The sequence below is a fragment of the Burkholderiales bacterium genome (assembly GCA_036262035.1).
GTDB lineage: Bacteria > Pseudomonadota > Gammaproteobacteria > Burkholderiales > SG8-41 > JAQGMV01.
Genome location: DATAJS010000003.1, coordinates 263533 through 281399 on the forward strand (window position 1 = coordinate 263533; position 17867 = coordinate 281399).

General features: G+C 66.4%; 22 protein-coding genes and 1 pseudogene. 6 read left to right on the forward strand and 17 right to left on the reverse strand.

The window, feature by feature from the left end; genetic code table 11:
• Positions 1 to 113: 113 nt before the first annotated feature.
• The 3 genes from VHP37_02510 to VHP37_02520 form a co-directional block, all read right to left on the reverse strand.
• Positions 114 to 1862 (reverse strand): thiamine pyrophosphate-dependent enzyme, encoded by a 1749-nt coding sequence (locus VHP37_02510; GenBank protein ID HEX2825196.1) that lies wholly within the window; start codon positions 1860 to 1862, stop codon positions 114 to 116.
• Between the two features lie 4 nt (positions 1863 to 1866).
• Positions 1867 to 2787 (reverse strand): tripartite tricarboxylate transporter substrate binding protein, encoded by a 921-nt coding sequence (locus VHP37_02515; GenBank protein HEX2825197.1) that lies wholly within the window; start codon positions 2785 to 2787, stop codon positions 1867 to 1869.
• A gap of 154 nt (positions 2788 to 2941) precedes the next feature.
• The gene (locus VHP37_02520; protein HEX2825198.1) at positions 2942 to 3862 is read right to left on the reverse strand and encodes an NAD(P)-dependent oxidoreductase; all 921 of its coding nucleotides are present in this window, start codon (positions 3860 to 3862) and stop codon (positions 2942 to 2944) included.
• A 111-nt stretch (positions 3863 to 3973) separates the two neighbouring features.
• Here VHP37_02520 and VHP37_02525 point away from each other — a divergent pair, with 111 nt between their 5' ends.
• A complete protein-coding gene (locus VHP37_02525; protein ID HEX2825199.1) occupies positions 3974 to 5683 on the forward strand; it encodes a CocE/NonD family hydrolase in 1710 nt (569 codons plus the stop codon).
• A gap of 62 nt (positions 5684 to 5745) precedes the next feature.
• Here the strand turns inward: VHP37_02525 and VHP37_02530 are convergent, their stop codons facing one another.
• Together VHP37_02530 and VHP37_02535 are read right to left on the reverse strand one after the other, a co-directional pair.
• Positions 5746 to 6132 (reverse strand): carboxymuconolactone decarboxylase family protein, encoded by a 387-nt coding sequence (locus tag VHP37_02530; GenBank protein HEX2825200.1) that lies wholly within the window; start codon positions 6130 to 6132, stop codon positions 5746 to 5748.
• 66 nt (positions 6133 to 6198) lie between these two features.
• Positions 6199 to 6837, reverse strand: a complete 639-nt coding sequence (locus VHP37_02535) for an NIPSNAP family protein (GenBank protein ID HEX2825201.1) — start codon at positions 6835 to 6837, stop codon at positions 6199 to 6201.
• 117 nt (positions 6838 to 6954) lie between these two features.
• Here VHP37_02535 and VHP37_02540 point away from each other — a divergent pair, with 117 nt between their 5' ends.
• Positions 6955 to 7158 (forward strand): hypothetical protein, encoded by a 204-nt coding sequence (locus tag VHP37_02540; protein HEX2825202.1) that lies wholly within the window; start codon positions 6955 to 6957, stop codon positions 7156 to 7158.
• Positions 7159 to 7267: 109 nt separating this feature from the next.
• Here the strand turns inward: VHP37_02540 and VHP37_02545 are convergent, their stop codons facing one another.
• Genes VHP37_02545 through hfq form a run of 4 tightly spaced genes read right to left on the reverse strand, consistent with a single transcriptional unit; the run spans position 7268 to position 9305 of the window.
• Positions 7268 to 7681 (reverse strand): NUDIX domain-containing protein, encoded by a 414-nt coding sequence (locus VHP37_02545; protein ID HEX2825203.1) that lies wholly within the window; start codon positions 7679 to 7681, stop codon positions 7268 to 7270.
• A complete protein-coding gene (locus VHP37_02550; GenBank protein ID HEX2825204.1) occupies positions 7682 to 8584 on the reverse strand; it encodes an ROK family protein in 903 nt (300 codons plus the stop codon). It abuts the gene before it with no gap.
• Between the two features lie 9 nt (positions 8585 to 8593).
• Positions 8594 to 8989, reverse strand: coding sequence for a hypothetical protein (locus VHP37_02555; protein ID HEX2825205.1), 396 nt, complete (start codon positions 8987 to 8989; stop codon positions 8594 to 8596).
• Between the two features lie 43 nt (positions 8990 to 9032).
• A complete protein-coding gene (hfq, locus tag VHP37_02560; GenBank protein ID HEX2825206.1) occupies positions 9033 to 9305 on the reverse strand; it encodes an RNA chaperone Hfq in 273 nt (90 codons plus the stop codon).
• A gap of 163 nt (positions 9306 to 9468) precedes the next feature.
• On the opposite strand from hfq, the gene VHP37_02565 reads away from it, so the two are divergent.
• Together VHP37_02565 and VHP37_02570 are read left to right on the forward strand one after the other, a co-directional pair.
• Positions 9469 to 9882 (forward strand): hypothetical protein, encoded by a 414-nt coding sequence (locus tag VHP37_02565; protein HEX2825207.1) that lies wholly within the window; start codon positions 9469 to 9471, stop codon positions 9880 to 9882.
• A 4-nt stretch (positions 9883 to 9886) separates the two neighbouring features.
• The gene (locus VHP37_02570) at positions 9887 to 10285 is read left to right on the forward strand and encodes an RNA-binding S4 domain-containing protein (GenBank protein ID HEX2825208.1); all 399 of its coding nucleotides are present in this window, start codon (positions 9887 to 9889) and stop codon (positions 10283 to 10285) included.
• 40 nt (positions 10286 to 10325) lie between these two features.
• On the opposite strand, the gene VHP37_02575 is transcribed toward VHP37_02570, so the two are convergent.
• The gene (locus tag VHP37_02575; GenBank protein HEX2825209.1) at positions 10326 to 11873 is read right to left on the reverse strand and encodes an alkaline phosphatase D family protein; all 1548 of its coding nucleotides are present in this window, start codon (positions 11871 to 11873) and stop codon (positions 10326 to 10328) included.
• Between the two features lie 61 nt (positions 11874 to 11934).
• On the opposite strand from VHP37_02575, the gene VHP37_02580 reads away from it, so the two are divergent.
• Positions 11935 to 12804, forward strand: coding sequence for a Rossmann-like and DUF2520 domain-containing protein (locus tag VHP37_02580; GenBank protein HEX2825210.1), 870 nt, complete (start codon positions 11935 to 11937; stop codon positions 12802 to 12804).
• Positions 12805 to 12820: 16 nt separating this feature from the next.
• Here VHP37_02580 and VHP37_02585 read toward each other — a convergent pair whose 3' ends face one another.
• The 7 genes and pseudogenes from VHP37_02585 to VHP37_02615 all read right to left on the reverse strand — a co-directional run bounded on the left by VHP37_02585 (position 12821) and on the right by VHP37_02615 (position 16165).
• Positions 12821 to 13213: an SgcJ/EcaC family oxidoreductase gene (locus VHP37_02585; protein ID HEX2825211.1), complete on the reverse strand. Its 393-nt coding sequence runs from the start codon at positions 13211 to 13213 to the stop codon at positions 12821 to 12823.
• Positions 13210 to 13674: a hypothetical protein gene (locus tag VHP37_02590; protein HEX2825212.1), complete on the reverse strand. Its 465-nt coding sequence runs from the start codon at positions 13672 to 13674 to the stop codon at positions 13210 to 13212. The genes VHP37_02585 and VHP37_02590 overlap by 4 nt, the downstream gene beginning before the upstream one ends.
• 18 nt (positions 13675 to 13692) lie before the next feature.
• Positions 13693 to 13947: a hypothetical protein gene (locus VHP37_02595; GenBank protein HEX2825213.1), complete on the reverse strand. Its 255-nt coding sequence runs from the start codon at positions 13945 to 13947 to the stop codon at positions 13693 to 13695.
• Positions 13944 to 14372: a VOC family protein gene (locus VHP37_02600; protein ID HEX2825214.1), complete on the reverse strand. Its 429-nt coding sequence runs from the start codon at positions 14370 to 14372 to the stop codon at positions 13944 to 13946. The genes VHP37_02595 and VHP37_02600 overlap by 4 nt, the downstream gene beginning before the upstream one ends.
• 13 nt (positions 14373 to 14385) lie before the next feature.
• On the reverse strand, positions 14386 to 14838 hold the full coding sequence (locus VHP37_02605; protein ID HEX2825215.1) for an SRPBCC family protein: 453 nt from the start codon (positions 14836 to 14838) through the stop codon (positions 14386 to 14388).
• Positions 14839 to 14947: 109 nt separating this feature from the next.
• Positions 14948 to 15250, reverse strand: a complete 303-nt coding sequence (locus VHP37_02610; GenBank protein HEX2825216.1) for an antibiotic biosynthesis monooxygenase — start codon at positions 15248 to 15250, stop codon at positions 14948 to 14950.
• Between the two features lie 363 nt (positions 15251 to 15613).
• Positions 15614 to 16165: pseudogene (locus tag VHP37_02615) on the reverse strand (class I SAM-dependent methyltransferase).
• 1189 nt (positions 16166 to 17354) lie between these two features.
• Between VHP37_02615 and VHP37_02620 the strand changes: the two are divergent.
• Positions 17355 to 17867 (forward strand): transposase (locus tag VHP37_02620; GenBank protein HEX2825217.1); only part of this gene is annotated, 513 nt, incomplete at its 3' end.

Below are 17867 nucleotides of genomic sequence, written 5' to 3' on the forward strand. Positions count from 1 at the left end.
AACCCTCCCCCTGAGGGGGAGGGAACCGTTTTTTCCTTCACCGCTTCACCCGTCACCGCTTCACCCGTCACCGTTTCACGTTACCGCCTCACCTCACCGTTTCTCGTCACGCCCTAATCCGCGTCGTACCCCGGCGCCACCCGCGCATCGATCACGCACACCTTGCCCGACCGCACGTCGTCGACCGCACGGCGCATCGTGTCGTGCATCGCGCCGAGCGTCTCGATCGGCCCGTAAGCGACCGCACCCTGCGAGCGCGCCATGCCCGCGATGTCGATGTCGGGCTCCGAGATGCGCTGGCCGATCCACGCGTTCTGCGGCGGACGGCCGCGGCCCTCGGCGACGTGCTCCTGATGGCGCTCATCGTTGTAGTACGAGCGGTTGTTGCAGACGATCATGAGGCACGGGATGCCGTAGTGCACCGCGGTCCATACCGCGGTGTTGCCCATCAGGAAATCGCCGTCGCCGCAGAGCCCGATCGCAATGCGTCCGCTGCCTTTGAGCGCGAGCGCGGCGCCGACGGTGATGCCCGGCCCCGCGCCGACACCCGCGCCGCCGTCGAAGCCGATGTAGTCGAGCGGATGGCGGAAGTGCGAGTACGCGCCGTGCCAGCCGAGCGGCAGGCGGCTGATGCAGGTGTCCACACCTTCCGTCGCTTTCGTCAGCGCCGCGCCGACGCCCGCGAGCGTGAGCTCTTCCTGCGGCTGCGGCGGCGCCTTCGGCTTGGGCAGGGGGGATGCGCTCGCCGCACGCGGCTGCACCGCTTCGAGGAGCAGCGGCACCGCCGCATCGGCCTCGCACATGAGGAAGAGATCGGCCGGCGGCAGCACGTGGTAATCCATGCTCCAGCCGCGATGGTTGTGCTGGTCGCACGACACCTGGACGACCTTCGCGCCGACGGGTTTGTCGCCGAACGCCTGTTTGAGCGCGCCGCCCAGATCGAGCCAGTCGAGCGAGAGGACGACGTCGGCGTCTTCGATCAGCTTCTTCGCGACGCCCGACAGGCGATTGCCCGGCGGCGCCGCGTGCAGCCGATGATCGGTCGGAAACGAGCACGCGACCTTGATGTTGGTGAGCACCGGGATCTCGAGCTTTTCCGCGAGCGCGACGCGGGCCTTCCACGCATCGATGCTGCGCGAGCAGCGGCCGGCGAGCATCACCGGTCTCTTCGCGTTCGACAGCAGCTTCGCCGCCTGCGCGATCAGCTCGCGCGAAGGCTCGGCCGGTCGCGGCGCCGGATAGCGCGAGACGTCGGGCAGCGGCGGCAGCGCGTCGAGCTTCTGCTCCTGGATCGAGACGTCGAAGTTGACGTACACCGGCCCGCGCGGCGCGGTCTGCGCGATCTGCGACGCGCGGATGAGCGCCTCCGCGCACGCGGCGACCGAGCCCGGCTGGTTGTCCCACTTGGTGTAGTTGCGGATGAGCTGCGCCTGGTCGGAGCAGGTGTGTATCCATTCGATCCACGGCCTGCGCTTCGCGGCATCCCACGCCCCGGTCGCGCCGAGGACGAGCACCGGCGTCCTGTCGCACCACGAGTTGAAGATCGGCATCGTCGCGTGCATGAGGCCGACGTTCGAGTGCAGCGCCGCCGCCATCATGCGATCCGACGCCTTGCAGTAACCCTGGGCGATCGACACCGCGTGCTCGTCGTGCAGGCACAGGATCATCTGCGGCGTCTTGTTGCCGAGATAGTTGACGAGGCTGTCGTGCAGTCCGCGATAGCTCGCGCCGGGATTGAGCGCGACGTACGGGATGTCGAGCGCGCGGATCACCGACGCGATGTAGTCGCTGCCGTAGACCTGGTCGCGCGGCGTGACGTCGATCGGCGCGTCGTGGTGGATGGTCGAGGTTGTGTCGTTCATGGAGTTAGTCCGCTGTGGCCCCCGATGCCTTGATCACCTTCGCCCACTTCGCATACTCGTCCGCGAGGTGTTTGGCGAAAGCTTCGCGCGTGCTGCCGACCGCGAGGCTGCCGCTGTCGGCCATTTGCTTCTGCATGTCGGGCGTGTGCATGATCTTCATGACCTGAGCGTTGAGCGCGTTCAGGATATCGGGGGGCGTGCCCGCCGGTGCGAGCATGCCGTACCACTGGCTCGATTCGTAGCCCTTGAGGCCCGCCTCGTCGACCGTCGGCAGGTTCTTCAGCGCCGGCAGCCGCTGCCGGCTCGTCACCGCGATGCCGCGCACGCGGCCGTTGGAGATGAGCGGCACCGCGGTGAGCGCAGGCATGAACATCGTCGGCACTTCGCCGCTCAGCAAGCCGGTGATCGCCGGCCCGGTGCCGCGATACGGGATGTGCAGCATCTCGGTGTGCGTGAGCGACTTGAAGAGCTCGCCCGCGAGGTGCGGCGTGCTGCCGCTGCCCGAGCCCGCGAAGTTGATCTCACGCGGACGCGCCTTGGCCAGCGCGATCAGCTCTTTCACCGTGCGCGCCGGCACCGACGGGTGCACCACGAGCACGTTCGGCGCGAACGCGAGCAGGCTGATCGGCTCGAAGTTCCTGATCGGATCGTAGAGCGGCCGGGCGTACAGGCTCGGCGAAGTCACGAAATTGGCGCCGTTGACCATCAGGGTGTAGCCGTCCTTGGGCGCTTTCGCGACGATGTCGCTGCCGACCATCCCGTTCGCGCCGCCGCGGTTCTCCACGATGAACTGCTTGCCGAAGGCCTCGGTCAGCTTCTGCGCGACGATGCGTCCCATGCTGTCGTTGCCGCCGCCCGCGGGGAAGGGGACGACGACTTTGACGGGACCGGTGGGGTAGGTTTGTGCGACCGCAGTTGTGGTCATTGCGAGGAGCGACAGCGACGAAGCAATCGCGGAACGTCCGCGTCGTGGGTCACGGGATCGCTTCGTCACTTCGTTCCTCGCGATGACAGTTCTTGTGCTTTCACGCTTTTCCTTTGCGTCCTTTGCGTCCCTGGCGGTCGATCGCTTTTGACCTTCAACCGTCACGCTTGAGCACTTCCTGGATCTTATCCGCCGGCACCTTGATCTCCACCCCGGCGCGCTCTTCCTGAAGAAGCATCGGCACGCGCGAATCGCGGTGCGCCCAGCCGCGGTTGAGCGCCTCGCTCATCTCGGCGTGGGTCAGATTCGCGATGCGCATCGGCACGCCGATCTCGCGCCCGAGCTCGGTCGCCAGCGTCACGTCCTTGAACGCGAGCTGGAGCGCGAAGTCGGGCGGATCGAACGAGCCCTGCAGGAACTGGCGCCCGAGCCGGTCGAAGCTGCGCTGGCGTCCGAGCGAGCACTGCCGCACCGCCGCCCACAGGTCGAGCGGGTCGACACCGGCTTTGACGCCCATGGTGAACACTTCGGCCAGCGCGGTCTGGATCATGTAACCCGCGCAGTTGTGGACGAGCTTGGCGACCGAGCCCGCGCCGATTCCGCCGATGTAGATCACCTGGTCGCCGATCGCATCGAGCACTGTCTTGTATTTGTCGAACACCGCCTTGTCGCCGCCGATCAGGAGCGCGAGCTTCCCCGACGCGGCGCCGTGCGGTCCGCCGCTCACCGGCGCGTCGAGCATCGCGATGCCTTTAGCCGCGTACTGCGCGTGGATGCGACGCACGACCGTGGGCGAGTTGGTGGAAAGGTCGAACCACGCCGAGCCCTGCTTCATCGCGTCGAGCATCTCGTTGCCGACCGCTTCGGCTTCCTTCGGCCCGGGCAGCGACGTGAACACCACGTCCGATGCGGCCGCGACTTCGCGCGCGGTGGCCACCCACTTCGCGCCCGCTTCGAGATGCGGCCCAGCGGCGTCGCGCCGGATGTCGTTGACGACCATCTCGTAGCCTGCCTTGCGCACGTTCATCGCCATGGACGCGCCCATGGTGCCGAGACCTATGAATCCCACTTTCATCGTTCTCCCTCCTCCTGACGTTTACGCGTGATAAATTAACCCGAAACGCACGAGCGCCGCGAGATTTCATCACGAAGACGGCGCCCCACCATCCGACCAGAGGATCCCCGCATGGACACGCCCGACAAAGCCGCGCACGTCTCCAGGCCGCGCGATTGGAAGCTCGTCGTCGAGAAGGACGTGAAGGTGCCGATGCGCGACGGCAGCGTGCTCTATGCCGACATCTTCACGCCCGACACGACCGAGAAAGTCCCGGTGATCCTCAATATCGGCGTTTACCAGAAGGACAAGCTGTGGGTGCCGCCGGCCGACCTCGAAGAGGCCGCGAACCCGTACATGAACTGGGAGACGGTCAACCCCGAGTGGTGGTGCCCCCGCGGCTACGCGGCGATGCGCGTCGATTCGCGCGGCTCGGGACGCTCGATCGGCAAGTCCGAGCCGAGCTCGTACCAGGAAGCGGTCGACACCTACGACGCGATCGAATGGGTCGCGAAGCGCGGCTGGTGCTCGGGCAACGTCGGCATGCTGGGCATCTCGTATCACGCGTCCTCGCAGTGGCGCGCGGCGAACCTGCAGCCGCCTTCGCTCAAGGCGATCATGCCGTGGGAAGGCCGCGCCGATCAGTATCGCGACCAGGCGTATCACGGCGGCATCTTCGCGATGGGCTTCATCGGCAACTGGTGGCTCACGCACACCGCCCACCACCTGCTCGGCCGGCCGCGCAGCCACAATCCCGAGGCGTTCCACAACGACATGATGTGGAACTACATGCGCAACGACCTCGACGGCGAATTCTGGCGCGCGAGCAGCGCACAGTGGGATCGCATCACCTGCCCGGTATACAGCGTGGGCAACTGGGGCGGTTTCTCCATGCACCTGCGCGGCAACACCGAAGGCTTCATGCGCGCGGCGTCCAGGCACAAGAAGCTGCGCGTCCACACCGGCACGCACTTCCATCCATTTCACTCGGAAGAGGGGAGGATGGACCAGCTTCGATGGTTCGATCACTGGCTCAAAGGCCTCGACACCGGGATCATGGAAGATCCGCCGGTGAAGCTCGAGATCAGGACCGGCGGCAGCCCGAAGCCGTATGCCTTCCGCTACGAGAACGAGTGGCCGCTCGCGCGCACGCAGTGGACCAAGACCTACCTGCGCATCGATCGCGACATCTCGGACGGCGCGACGGCGGCCGAGGGCGAGCTCACGTGCGAGATCCCGGCGAAGGAATCGAAGCTCACCTATTCGGCGTCGGGCGCGACCAAGGCCGGCATCGCGTCGGGCTCTTCGCTCGCGAGGACGCACGGCAACACCGGCCGCACCGGCGTGTCGTTCGAATCCGGCCCGATGCCCGAGGACACCGAAGTCACCGGGCCGATGATGCTCAACCTCTGGGTATCGAGCACCTCCGAAGACATGGACATCTTCGTCTCGATCCGCAACATCGGCCCCGACGGCAAGGACGTGTGCGAGGTCGGCCAGCACGGCCAGCCGGTGCCGTGCGTGACGAAAGGGTGGCTGCGCGCGTCGCACCGCAAGCTCGACAAAGACAAGTCGCTGCCGTACCGGCCGTATCACTCGCACGACGAACGCTGGTGGCTGGAGGCCGGCGAGCCGGTCGAATGTCAGATCGAGATCTGGCCGACGTCGATGGTGTTCGCGAAAGGCCACAGGATGCGCATCGACATCCAGCCGCGCGACGGCAGCGGCAGCGCGCCGTATACGCACTACCACGCGGATTACAACGCGGGGGCGGAGAACACGATTTATTCGGGCGGCGACAAGCTTTCCTACCTGCTGGTGCCCCTCATCCCCGCGAAGTAACGCGTTTCATCGTAGGGTGCGCGCGAGCGCACCGCGCCTTTAGCGGTGCGTTACCACGCACCCTACGATTCGATCAAACCACGTTCTTTGAATACTTCGACGGCGATCCGCGTCGAGGTATTCGACGCCGGCCACCCCAGGTAGGCCGCGGCCTGCAGGAACACCTCCACGATCTCGTCCGGCGTCGCGCCGTTGTTGAGCGCGCCGTTGATGTGTCCCTTGAGCTCGTCGGCGCGGTTGAGCGCGGTGAGCATGGCGATCACGACCAGGCTGCGCGTCTTCAGCGGCAGCACCTCGCGCGACCAGATCATCCCCCACGCCCCGGCGGTACAGAGCTCGTTCTGCTGCTGCGTGAAGCGGTCGGGGCTCGCCTGCCGCTTCGAGATGTGCTTGTCGCCGAGCACCGTGCGGCGGGTTTCCATGCCTTTCTCGTACAGCTCCTTGTGCATCGCTCCTCCAAATAAAAAGGGTCAGACCCCGGCTTTTAGGGGTCTGACCCTGGTTTGTGCGCTGTCTTATTGAAGCGGCGAGAACGCCGACGGCACGACGATCTTGTTCTCCTGCGAGATCAGGTTGTAATCGCGGCCGCCTTCCTTGGCGGCCTTGACGCCCGCGGGCCACAGGCCGGTCGCGTGCGCTTTCTTGCGGATCTCTTCGCGCTGGTCGAGGCTGGAGTACGGCCAGATGTGCTGGAAGGTGTTCACCTTGCCGAACTCGGTGTGCCATACCGCGCAGACCGGGCCGAACTGGAGGCGCACCTCGATCGCGTTCTCCCAGTTCTTCTTGATGATCGGCAGCTCGCCGCCGGCGAAGTGATAGGTGCGGATCTCGAAGAAAGGACCCATCTTTCCGGGCTGGATCGGCTTCATGAACGAGAAGGGGATCATGATCGCCGACTGCTGGCTCACGATGAACTCGCTGATCTTCGGCGGCCACGCGCCGTCTTTCACCGCCGCCTCGCGGACTTTCGCGCGCTCTTCGAGGTCCTTGTAGCCCCAGACGTGGATGATCTGGTTGAGCGGCCCGATCTCGGTGTGCCAGAACGCCGCGAGCTCGGAATATTTCTTGCGCTTTTCATACGCTTCGCCGAAGCGCTTCTCGACTTCGCCGAGCGAGCGCGGCTTCAGGTCGTAGGTTCTCATCTCGTAGATCATGGCGGCTCCTTGGGTGGTTGTTACGGACAGTGCGGGTGTAGTGTAACGCCGTGACGGGACCGCTCAGGCGCGGGTTTTGCAACGGTCCCGCGTCTCACAAAAACTCCGGGAAGACAAATGCATACGAACGAGCCGACCCCGATCAAGGACCGCGCGGGCGTCGTCGTGGGCAGCATCGAAGTGCTGCCGAACGGGGACCAGGTGCTGCGGGACACCGAAAACAAGATCCGCGGTTATTACGAAGCGCAGGGCGACCACACACGCGACGCCGAGCAGAACATCGTCGCGAAGGGGAACAAGCTCAGATCGATGATTTGTTGACGCCCGTCATCGCGACGAGCGGCAGCGACGACGCAATCCCGGAACGTCCGCTCCGCGCGCCGCGGGATCGCCGCGTCGCTATCGCTCCTCGCGATGACGGTGAATGCGGCTATTCCCCGAGCGTCTCCCGAGCCCACTCCAGCACGATCGCCAGCCGCGGCGGCAGCAGGTCTTCGGCCTCGTCGAACGTGACCCAGCGGAACTCGTGGTGCTCGGGCCGGCCGAGCTCGTGCGAGATCGGCAGGTGCACGGTCTCGTCGCCGGTCTCGGCGAGGTAATAGCGGGCGATCTTGCCGTTCGCGTAGGGCAGCGTCTCGCGATAGCTCGTCTCGCCGAGAAAGTGGAGCTCGGTGAGGCCGGTCTCCTCGGTGCACTCGCGCTTGGCGGCGTCGAGCGCCTCCTCGCCGGGCTCGATCTTGCCTTTCGGGAAATCCCAGTTCTTGTACGCGCGCAGCACCAGCATGCGCCAGCCGTGCGCCGTGCGCTTGAGCGGAATGACTCCTGCGGATATGACCTTCGCCATTCAGACCTCTTCCCAGAGCAGCGCCGCGCCGCGCACCCCGCTCGAATCGCCGTGGAAGTTCGGCACCAGACGGTTGCGCACGACGTCGGAAAAAACCCAGCGTTTCCACAGCCGCGGCACGCTCGCGTACAGCCGCTCGATGTTGGACACCCCGCCGCCGAGCACGATCACGTCGGGATCGAGCAGGTTGACCACCGAAGCGAGCGCGCGCGCGAGCCGTTCCTCGTAACGCGCGAGTGAGGCTTCCGCTTCGCTCGCCCCGCCCGCAGCACGGGCGACGATCTCCTCGGGAGCAAGTTTTTCGCCTGTTTGCCGCTCGTGATCGGCGGCAAGGCCGACGCCCGACAGAAACGTCTCTATGCAGCCCGTCCTGCCGCAATAGCACGCCGGGCCCGGCCGCTCGTGCGGCTCGGGCCACGGCAGCGGATTGTGCCCCCATTCCCCGGCGATCGAGTTCGCGCCCTGGAGCACGCGGCCGTGCACGACGATGCCGCCGCCGACGCCGGTGCCGAGGATCACGCCGAAAGCGGTCCGCGCGTTGCGCGCCGCGCCGTCGACCGCTTCCGACAGCGCGAAGCAGTTCGCGTCGTTGGCGATGCGGATCTCGCGGCCGATCGCCCGCTCGAGGTCCTGCTTGAGCGGCTTACCGTTGAGGCAGGTCGAGTTGGAGTTGCGGATGAGCCCGGTGGCCGGGGAGAGCGCGCCCGGCGTGCCGATGCCGATGCTCGCTCGCTTGTGAAGCTCGATCTCGGCCTCGCGCACGAGCTTCGCGACCAGCGCGACCGTCGCGTCGTAATCGCCGGCAGGCGTCGCCTCGCGGCGGCGCAGGAGCTCGTTATGGCGATCGTCGAGCGCGATGATCTCGGTCTTGGTGCCGCCGAGATCGATGCCGATGCGCAGCACGCACGCGCGCTACGGCATCTGGATCTTGCCGCCTCCGCCGAGTCCGCCCGGTCCGAGGCCGCCCATGCCGCCCTGCGGCACGACGATCGACGATGCCTGCTGGCGGCGCAGCTCCTGGAGCTCGCGAACGGTGCGCTCGATCGCTTCCTTCGCGGCGTCGCCGAACTTGTCGACGGCTTCGGCGAGCGTCGCCGCCTCGATCTCGAAGCTGATCGGCAGCGGGCCCGCGCCGGTCATGATCTGCGCCTCGCCCATATAGAGCACGGGGCGCGTGCTGTCGGTGGTGTTGTCGGCCGACAGCGGCGTCAGCACCCGGATGGTGCCGACTTTGCGGTCGGTGATGATGTCTTCGCGGTACAGCGACGCCGGATCCATTCTCGGATCGGCTTCAGCCCTCTGCGCCATGATGTCCTCGCAAGCCTTACGTGATCGCCGAAGGGTACCAGAACTAGGGTCGCGGCGGGCGCGGGCGTGCGGTCCTGGGCCCGGTCGGAGCCGGCTTGGATGCGCGGGCACCCTTGGTGTCCGGCACGACGGTCGCGACGACGCGCTTGAGCACGAGCTGAGGCGGCGTGCCGTGGAGCCTGATCGAATACTGGTCGAAGGACTGGATGAGCCCGGCGAGCCGGATGCCGTTGACGAGGAACACCGACACCGGCACTCGCTGCTTGCGCAGCGTGTTCAGAAACTCGTTCTGCAGCAGTTGCGTCTGGTCGTTCATGCGTAGGTTAGCGGACGGTGTCGTCGAAAAAACTCCGATTGTGCCACCAAATGACACTGCCGCCGCGCCATGGAGTGCGGAGTAAGATCAAGACCTTGCAACGGGCACGGCACTTGCGGCCGCAAACCGGTGTACACACATTCCACACATTCGAAGGTGCACCATGGCCGACATCACCGTCGATCGCTCCGTCGACGCGCCCGCGCAGAACCTCATCACGATCACGCACGTCATGTATGCGCTGCACGGATTCAGCGCGCTGATGGGCGTGCTGAGCGCGGCGACCGTCATCACCGCGTTCCTGTTCGGCTGGCCGTCGATCATCGCCGTCATCATCAACTACGTGAAGCGCGACGAGGTGCGCGGCACGTGGCTGGATTCCCATTTCTCGTGGCAGTTGCGCACTTTCTGGTATGCGGTGCTGTGGGCGGTGGTCGCGTTCGTGCTCGCGATCACGCTCGTCGGCATCGTCCTCGCCGTGCCGGTCGCCTTCGCGCTCACGATCTGGATCGTGTATCGCGTGATCCGCGGCTGGATGACGCTGTCTCAGGGGAAACCGATCGTTCTGAAGAAGTGAGGCCGTGACGAAGGACGAATCCAATGTCCGCATCGACAAATGGCTGTGGGCCGCGCGCTTCTTCAAGACGCGCTCGGCGGCGCAAGCCGCGATCGAAGGCGGCAAGGTCAAGCTGAACGGCGAGCGCACCAAGCCTGCCAAAGAGCTCAAGACCGGCGACCGCCTTTCGATCCACATCGGGCTCTACGACTGGGACGTCACCGTCCTCAAGCTCTCTTCGCAGCGCGGCTCGGCGCCGGTCGCGCGCCTGCTGTACGAGGAAGACGAAGCGAGCCGCCTCGCGCGCGAGGACGCGATCGCGAAGCGCCGCGTCACGTTCGAGCCCGCGCTGGCGCGTAAAGGCGAAGGCCGCCCGACCAAGCGCGACCGGCGCGACCTCGACCGTTGGAACGATCCGGAATAAAACCAGGGTCTGACCCCGTACGGGGTCAGACCCTCGGTTTTTACGCGCGGTGCGCGCCCGGCCTGCCGTCTTCCACCGCGAACGTCGCGAGCGTGTGTATGGGTGCGTCCGGTTCCTTGACCGTGCCGACGGTCCTCAGCCGCGCGACGCAGCGCGCGGGCGTGATATCCAGCGTCGCATAGCCGCGCCGCGCGCCGTTGGCGAAGCGGAAGTGGGGATTCTCCTTGAGCAGCGCTTCGACGCGCGCGACCGACGGACCCTGCGAGGTGATCGACGGCCCGCAGATCTCGGTCGCGACGACGGGCGAGCGCGCGTCGTCGAAATTCGCCTTGAGATCGCACACCGCCGACATGTGCACGTCGCCGCTGATCACCAGGGGATTGCGTAACGCACGCTGCGCGACCGCCGCGAGCAGGCGCTCGCGCGCGCGCGGATAGCCGTCCCAGCCGTCGGTCCAGAAGTCCCCGCCGGGTCCCGCCCGGCGGTCGGCCTGCGCCATCAGGGTCTGCTGCGCGACGATGTTCCACGCGGCGCGCGAGCGCCCGAAGCTCTCGTCCAGCCACTGCTCCTGCGCGCTGCCGAGCATCGTCAGCGAGCGGTCGAGCCTCTGGCGGCAGTCCTCTTCCTTCACCACGGTGCTGCCGCCGCGTCCTTCCGGCGGACACGCCTGATGCGACCGGTACTGACGGTCGTCGAGCACGTAGAAGCTCGCGAGCCGCCCGTAGTCGAGCGCGGTGTGCAGGCGCATCGCGGGGCCGCGCGGCCGCGCCCACGCCGGCAGCGGCATGTGCTCGTAATAGGCCTGGTAGGCCGCGGCGCGCCGCGCGAGGAACGCCTCGGGAGAATCCAGGACCTGCGATCGGTCGTTGGCGTAGTCGTTCTGCACTTCGTGGTCGTCCCACGTGACGATCCACGGGAACGCGGCGTGCGCCGCGCGCAGGTCGTCGTCGAGCTTGTAGAGCGCGTGGCGCGTGCGGTACTCGGCGAGCGTGTACGGCTGGTCGGAGCCGTGCGAGCGCACGAGGTTGCGGCCCCACGACGACTCGTAGATGTAGTCGCCGAGGTGCACGACGAGGTCGAGGTCCTCGCGCGCCATGTGGCGGTACGCGGTGAACCAGCCCTGCTCGTACTGCTGGCACGACGCGAACGCGAGCCTCAGGCGCGAAGGCGCCGCCTCGGCGGCGGGCGCGGTGCTCGTGCGTCCGACGGGGCTCGTCGCCTCGCCGGCGTGGAAGCGATACCAGTAAGGCCTCCCCGGCTCGAGGCCTTTGACGTCGACGTGCACCGAATGCGCCCACTCGGCCGCGGCGGTCGTGCGGCCGTTCGCGGCGATCGTGCGGAAGGCCTCGTCGCTCGCGACTTCCCAGCGCACCTCGACCGCGGCCGGGCGCATGCCGCCGCCTTCCAGCGGCCGCGGCGCGAGCCGCGTCCACAGCGTCATGCCGCCCGGATGCGGATAGCCCGATGCGACGCCGAGCGCGAACGGATCGCGCTCGAACGCTCTCGCGATCACGCGCACGGGCGAGGCCGCGTATGCGGCACCCAGCGCGGCGGCGCGCAGCAGGAAAGCTCTGCGAGTGGGGAGCATGGTCCGACTATAACGCTCGAGGTTTGCGCGGCGGTGACACGGCGCGCGGTATGATCGTTCGATGGCGACGCTCAACGTGATCGGCGCGGGCCGCGTGGGCCGCACGCTCGCCGCGCTCTTTGCCCGCTCGGGAATCTTCGAGACGGGCGACGTGCTCAGCTCGACACCGGCGAGCACGCGCGAGGCCGTCGGGTTCATCGGCGCCGGGAACGCGGCGGACGCGCCGGAGCGCATGCACGCGGCCGACGTGTGGCTCATCGCCACGCCCGACCGGGCGATACGTACCACGTGCGAGCGGCTGGCGGCGACGTCGCTGCTGCGGCCGGGCGACATCGTCTTCCATTGCAGCGGTGCGCTGTCGTCCACCGAGCTCGGCGGCGCGGCTGCAGGCGGCGCGCAGGTCGCGAGCGTGCACCCGCTGAAGACTTTCGCGTCGCCGTCCGAGGCCGTGCAGACGTTCGCCGGAACACCGTGCGTGGCCGAAGGCGACGGCGCCGCGCTGCGCGTGCTCGAGCCCGCTTTCGAGCGCATCGGCGCGCGCCTGCTGCACATCGACGGCGATGGGAAGACGCTCTACCACGCCGCGAGCGTCGTGGTGTGCAACTACCTCGTCGCGCTGCTCGACACCGGCCTGCGCTGCTACGAACAGGCGGGCCTGTCGCGCGACACGGCCGCGAAGCTGATCGAGCCCATCGTCCGCGAGACCGTCGAGCACGTCTTCAGCGTCGGTCCCGCACGCTCGCTGACCGGCCCGATCTCGCGCGGCGACGATGCCGTGATCGCCCGGCATCTCGAGGCGCTACGCTCGATGGATTCGACGGTGAGCGCGATCTATCGCGCGCTCGGCACGGCGACGGTCGATCTCGCGCGCGAGCAGGGCATGGCGCGGCCCGACGCGCTTGCGCGCATCGCGGCGCTGCTGCGCGGCTGAGCTACGAGCCTGCGATTCACTTCGTAACCGGTGCCAGCAGGTTCGCGTCACGCGCGAGCAGCCACTTGCCGTTCTGCTTGTTGAGTATCGTCAGCGTGTGGCCCGCACGAGTCATCGCCTGGCCGCCGGGCGGGGTCACGACGACCGTAAGCCGGGTCCACATGAAAGCCCAGTCGCCGATCACCCGGATCTCCTGGATCTCGCTCTGCCCGTCGATTTGCGGTGCGCCGCCGCCGGCTTGCGCCTGCGCCGCCGCCGCGAAGTCGGCCTTGCGCATGAGCTTGCCGCCGGGCAGCAGGAACACCGCGTCGTCCGCCATCAGCGAGAGCACCGTGCCGACGTCGCCGGCTTTCGTCGCGTCCATCCACGTCGCGACCAGCGCCCGGATCTGTCTTTCGTCGTCGCTCACGATTGCGGCACCCGGCCCAGTCGCACGCCCAGCATCACCGCTCCCGCGGTCAGCAGCGTGAGCAGGGCGTTCTGTATGGGGGTGTAAGCGTCCCAGCTCAGCCCGAAGCCGATCAGCGCCGCAAGCGCCGCGAGGATCGCGCCGACGCGATACTCGTCGCGGCGCGCGATGCGCGCAGCGACGAAACCGCCGAGCAAGGACAGCGCGCCGCCCGCGAGCGAGCCGACGATGAAGATCGCCGGATCGTCGGGCGCTTTCGCCAGCGCGGCGGCGATCTCGTCGTCGCTCATGCCGCGGCTCGCGAGCGATCCGGCGTAGAGGATCGTCATCAGGACGCCGACGAGCAGCGACCCGCCGACGTCGATGGCGAGACCGGCGAGCACGGCCTTGACGGGAGAGCCCGGCTTGCGGGGCGGGTCCTCGACAGGGGCTTCGGGCGTGGCGTAGGGGTTCGCGGACATGTCAGACGCCGACCTCCATCACGCTGTCTGCTCGAGCGCGCGTTCGTCGCTGCGCTGCTCGCCCTCGGGATAGTGGTACCACGCTTCGTGCGGCGACAGAACCCCGCATTGCGGGCATTGCGTCTTCGGCCACCGGAAGCCGCAGCCGGGACACACGCCGCGGGTCCAGAACGTATGCCAGGTGGTGCCGCAGCTCGGCACGCATTGCCAGCGATCCTCGGCGCGCGGGCGGTACTCGCAGGCGGGGCAGTAGATCTGCGCTTCCTTGCTCATGCGTCGTCGCTCGTCGTCCATTGCGGATTCCACGCGACTTCCCACAGGTGCTCGTCCGGATCCATGAAATAGCCGGCATAGCCGCCCCAGACCGTGTCGTGCGCGGGTTTGACGATCGTTGCACCCGCGCGCGCCGCCTGCTCCATGACCGCGTCGACTTCCGCCTTCGACGAAACATTGTGCCCGATCGTGAGGTCCACGGGATTCGGCCGGCCCGAGTGAATGCCGGTATCGTGTGCGATGCTGGCGCGGGGCCACAGCGCGAGCTTCAGCCCCGCCTGCAGCTCGAAGAAAGCCACCGCGCCGTGCTCGAATTCGGTGCCGACGACGCCGTCGGTGGCGAGGCCGAGCCCGTCGCGGTAGAAGCGCACCGCGCGGTCCAGGTCGTCGACGCCGAGCGTCAGCAGGGTGATTCGGGGCTTCATGGCTTGCTGTGCGCTAGCCGCCGCGCGCGACTTCGGCCGCCAGCCGCGACAGGTTCTGCTCGTTCGCGTTGATGACGAACGGCGCGACGTGATCGCGGTGTTCCGCGGTGTCGAACACCTGCCGCCAGCCGACCCGCGTGCCGGCGCCTACGCGCTCTAGCGCGATCGTCAGGATGAAGTGATGGTCTTTGGCAATGTGCTCCACCACCACGCGCTGCGCCGGCACGATCTCGACGAAGCGGTTCTCGTTGGGATAATCGGCGCCGTCGGGGCCGTGCATCACGAAACGCCACTGACCGCCCGGCCGGAAGTCGAACGCTTCGAACGTGCTCGAGAATCCGTCCGGCCCCCACCAGCGCGCGAGGCGGGCAGGGTCGGCGACAGCCGCGAAGACGCGCTCGGGCGTCGCTTCGATCAGCTTCGAGTGGACGCATTCGCGGTCGGCGGTGGAGAGGGGAGTGCTCATCGGTTCGGCTCTGGCGTTCGCGCCGATCGTAGCGTACGCGGCGACCGGCGTGCGGCGCTGCTGCCCGACGGCATCGGCGAAAGCGCGGTCGCGTCGGCTCGAGCTCGAGTCAGCCGGGCCCCTTTGCCGCCTGCTCGTAGTGGAACACGCTCGGAAACGGATCGTAGAAGTGGTGCAGCAACGTGCGCCACTGCTGGTATTCCGGCGACTTCCGGAAACCCTCTTCGTGCGCCGCGACGCTGTCCCAGCGCACCAGGAGCAGATACTGGCCTTCGCGCTCGAGACAGCGTTGGAGCTCGTGAGAACGATAGCCCGGCATCGCGGAAATAATGAGCTGCGCCTCGCGAAACGCGGCTTCGAACGCGGCCGACTCGCCAGACCGTACTTGCAAAAGCGCTGCCTCGAGAATCATGCGGGCCAGTCAACGCCATGTGGGGCGGCGATCAGCGAGCCGCCGGCTTCGGCGGCGGCATCGCTTGCGACAAACCGAGGTTGCCTAAAGTCCGAAAATGCGAAGAGGCCGCGTGGATGCGCCTTGCCGGAGGGGTACTCCAGCTCTATGGAGCGCCTGTCGCGGCCGAAGCGATACTGCAAGTACCCTGTCGCTGCCGACAAATCCCTCGAGGCGCATACCGACAATAGTTTCTTCCCGACCGTACAGGTGTATATGACGCGCTCGGCCGGCTTGCACAACGAGGCGGATTGCGGTGGGCGCTCCGCGGCGTGCGCAGCGTTGATGAGTGCGGAGAGTAACGATGCCGCCTGCAACGCGGTGCTACGCCGCAAGCGGCTTGCGCGCAGCGATGATTGGCTGGAAAAAGACATCGTCTATCCGGCGCACCCGCTCGAAACCGGCCTCGAGCATCAGTTCGGTGAGACGCTCGATCGACACGGCATAGTAGGACGAGCGAAAAACGTGCGTCGTGCACGGACTCGGCCCGTCCTCGACGAAATAGAAGAGTAGATCGTAGATCTCACCGCGCCACTCCCACAGCTGGAACAGCAACCAGCGCTTGCCATTCTCGATCCGCACGCCGTGCGGCTTTAGCTGGACCCCGCCACGTTCCGAGGCTGCGTAGTCCCTGACGGAGATCAGACACAGTCCGCCGGGCCGTAGAGTCTCGAGGAACTGGTGTATGGCTTCACCGATGGCTTCGTCGCTCAGCAGATGCGGCAATGAATTGTCCGCACAAAGCACCACATCGAAGTCGCCTTCCGTCCCGGCGAGTGCGGCGCGCATATCGGCCACACTGAAGTCAATGGGCAGGTTTCGAGAGGCGGCCTCCCGGCGCGCGCGTTGCACGGCGCCGGCGGACAAGTCCGAAGCGGTGACTCGATGCCAGAGCCGCTAACCCGAGGGATTGCGTTCCGATACCGCAGGCACATCGCGAATGCGATGCTGCGCCTCACCGAGAGCCGAGCGGATGATCGAATCCAGGGCGGTTGCCTGGCGCTTGACGCTCGCCTCCCAATCTTCGTAGACCAGGTGGTACAGTGGAGCAAGGTCGTCGTAGAAGTTCGCAGGGCACACGTTTCGTCAGGGTTCCTAACGATTGCGATTTGCGCACTCAGGCGCCGTGATCGTCGCGGCCATATTTGCGCGTAAAGTCCCGGTCATGCCTCGACTCCCATCACCGGCCGCCATAGCCAACTAAGAGCGTGAGCGGAATCAGCGTCATCAACACCAACAATCCGACATAATTGAACTGGACGCCCCACCCGGTGAAGTACGCCGCTCAACTTGACTGCAGTCGCCTTGAATTGATCGCCGTATCTTTCGACTTTACGCGGTCCTGCTTTTGCCGTTTTTCCCTCGAGCTGTTAGCCCAAGGTGTCAACGTTTTCGGGGGACTTACCGTGTCCGCCGCAGCAGTGAGTTGGGCGTCATCTTAGTCCCTCAGATTGGACGAACAACGTTCAGCGGTGCGGGCATCCTGGCCAACAGCACGGTCTCCGCATGCCTCCGCGCAATTTGTCTATGCCGACCTCGATGCGGCGCTTCCTCGTCTCTTCTTTCTTAGCCGATGTGACCCAACAGATCCACTCGTTTCGCGCGAGTGGCGTGATGTCGGTCCAAAGGTGTTTTGCGGCGGCGTCAGATTCAATAGCTTTCCGCAAATCGGCTGGAAGCTTGTGCACCGTACCGTGCGCGAGCTTTGGAGAAGTCATATGTCGAACCGTACCTTTGATGCCCAACGCCATGTTCAGCGGCGCGCGTCGGCGGCAATGCCGCCGACTTCACGTCCGCTGCAACTGAATATAGAGAGTCCGTTCTGGTTCGGAGTGATACTCATCACAGCCGGCAGGTATCTGCTGGTCGAACCAGGACATGCGCCCGCGGACTACGAATATCCAACTAGCAGCATGCTGATGCTCACTAACTTACATTCGAGTCCGCGGGTGCGCCGGGCGCTCAACGAATACTCAGGGTATGCCCTGCACGGCCCCCTATATTGCCTTCGCTCAGCCCGGCTCGCACGTCCTGGCCTCCAACTTTAGCACCGAGGAGGTTCCTCATGAAATCGTCAGCTGATCAGAGCTATGCTGCTTTCGTCGGGATCGATTGGGCCGATCAGAAGCACGACATTTGTTTGAAGGCTGCCGCCAGCGGCGAGTACGAGCGTAGCGTCATCGCGCACCAGCCCGAAGCGATAGAGCGATGGGCGGGGGAGCTGCGGGAGCGCTTCGCTGGCCGGCCGATCGCCGTGTGCCTGGAGATTGCCCGCGGCCCGCTGGTGTCTGCGCTGCGGCGACATGACTTCTTGGTGCTGTTCCCCGTGAACCCGACCACGCTTGCCAACTACAGGTCGACCTTTTGCGTGAGCGGCGCCAAGGACGATCCGACCGACGCCGAGCTCGCGCTCGACCTGCTGCTGCGCCATCCCGAGAAATTGTGTGTGTTACGGCCGCAGAGCGGCGCCATGCGCAAGCTCGAGAAGCTCGTCCAGCAGCGGCGCATGTTGGTCGACGAAGTGCGGCGTGTCACCAATCGAATGACGGCAGCGCTGAAAGAGTACTTTCCTCAGGTG

What these genes read in the sequence shown, in the direction of transcription:
- VHP37_02600 (HEX2825214.1), bottom strand. Translation starts at nt 14,372, where the DNA reads ATGAAGCCCCGAATCACCCTGCTGACGCTCGGCGTCGACGACCTGGAC.
- VHP37_02510 (HEX2825196.1), bottom strand. Translation starts at nt 1,862, where the DNA reads ATGAACGACACAACCTCGACCATCCACCACGACGCGCCGATCGACGTC.
- VHP37_02515 (HEX2825197.1), bottom strand. Translation starts at nt 2,787, where the DNA reads ATGACCACAACTGCGGTCGCACAAACCTACCCCACCGGTCCCGTCAAA.
- VHP37_02525 (HEX2825199.1), top strand. Translation starts at nt 3,974, where the DNA reads ATGGACACGCCCGACAAAGCCGCGCACGTCTCCAGGCCGCGCGATTGG.
- VHP37_02595 (HEX2825213.1), bottom strand. Translation starts at nt 13,947, where the DNA reads ATGAGCAAGGAAGCGCAGATCTACTGCCCCGCCTGCGAGTACCGCCCG.
- VHP37_02580 (HEX2825210.1), top strand. Translation starts at nt 11,935, where the DNA reads ATGGCGACGCTCAACGTGATCGGCGCGGGCCGCGTGGGCCGCACGCTC.
- VHP37_02545 (HEX2825203.1), bottom strand. Translation starts at nt 7,681, where the DNA reads ATGGCGAAGGTCATATCCGCAGGAGTCATTCCGCTCAAGCGCACGGCG.
- VHP37_02520 (HEX2825198.1), bottom strand. Translation starts at nt 3,862, where the DNA reads ATGAAAGTGGGATTCATAGGTCTCGGCACCATGGGCGCGTCCATGGCG.
- hfq (HEX2825206.1), bottom strand. Translation starts at nt 9,305, where the DNA reads ATGAACGACCAGACGCAACTGCTGCAGAACGAGTTTCTGAACACGCTG.
- VHP37_02540 (HEX2825202.1), top strand. Translation starts at nt 6,955, where the DNA reads ATGCATACGAACGAGCCGACCCCGATCAAGGACCGCGCGGGCGTCGTC.
- VHP37_02590 (HEX2825212.1), bottom strand. Translation starts at nt 13,674, where the DNA reads ATGTCCGCGAACCCCTACGCCACGCCCGAAGCCCCTGTCGAGGACCCG.
- VHP37_02530 (HEX2825200.1), bottom strand. Translation starts at nt 6,132, where the DNA reads ATGCACAAGGAGCTGTACGAGAAAGGCATGGAAACCCGCCGCACGGTG.
- VHP37_02575 (HEX2825209.1), bottom strand. Translation starts at nt 11,873, where the DNA reads ATGCTCCCCACTCGCAGAGCTTTCCTGCTGCGCGCCGCCGCGCTGGGT.
- VHP37_02605 (HEX2825215.1), bottom strand. Translation starts at nt 14,838, where the DNA reads ATGAGCACTCCCCTCTCCACCGCCGACCGCGAATGCGTCCACTCGAAG.
- VHP37_02535 (HEX2825201.1), bottom strand. Translation starts at nt 6,837, where the DNA reads ATGATCTACGAGATGAGAACCTACGACCTGAAGCCGCGCTCGCTCGGC.
- VHP37_02565 (HEX2825207.1), top strand. Translation starts at nt 9,469, where the DNA reads ATGGCCGACATCACCGTCGATCGCTCCGTCGACGCGCCCGCGCAGAAC.
- VHP37_02555 (HEX2825205.1), bottom strand. Translation starts at nt 8,989, where the DNA reads ATGGCGCAGAGGGCTGAAGCCGATCCGAGAATGGATCCGGCGTCGCTG.
- VHP37_02610 (HEX2825216.1), bottom strand. Translation starts at nt 15,250, where the DNA reads ATGATTCTCGAGGCAGCGCTTTTGCAAGTACGGTCTGGCGAGTCGGCC.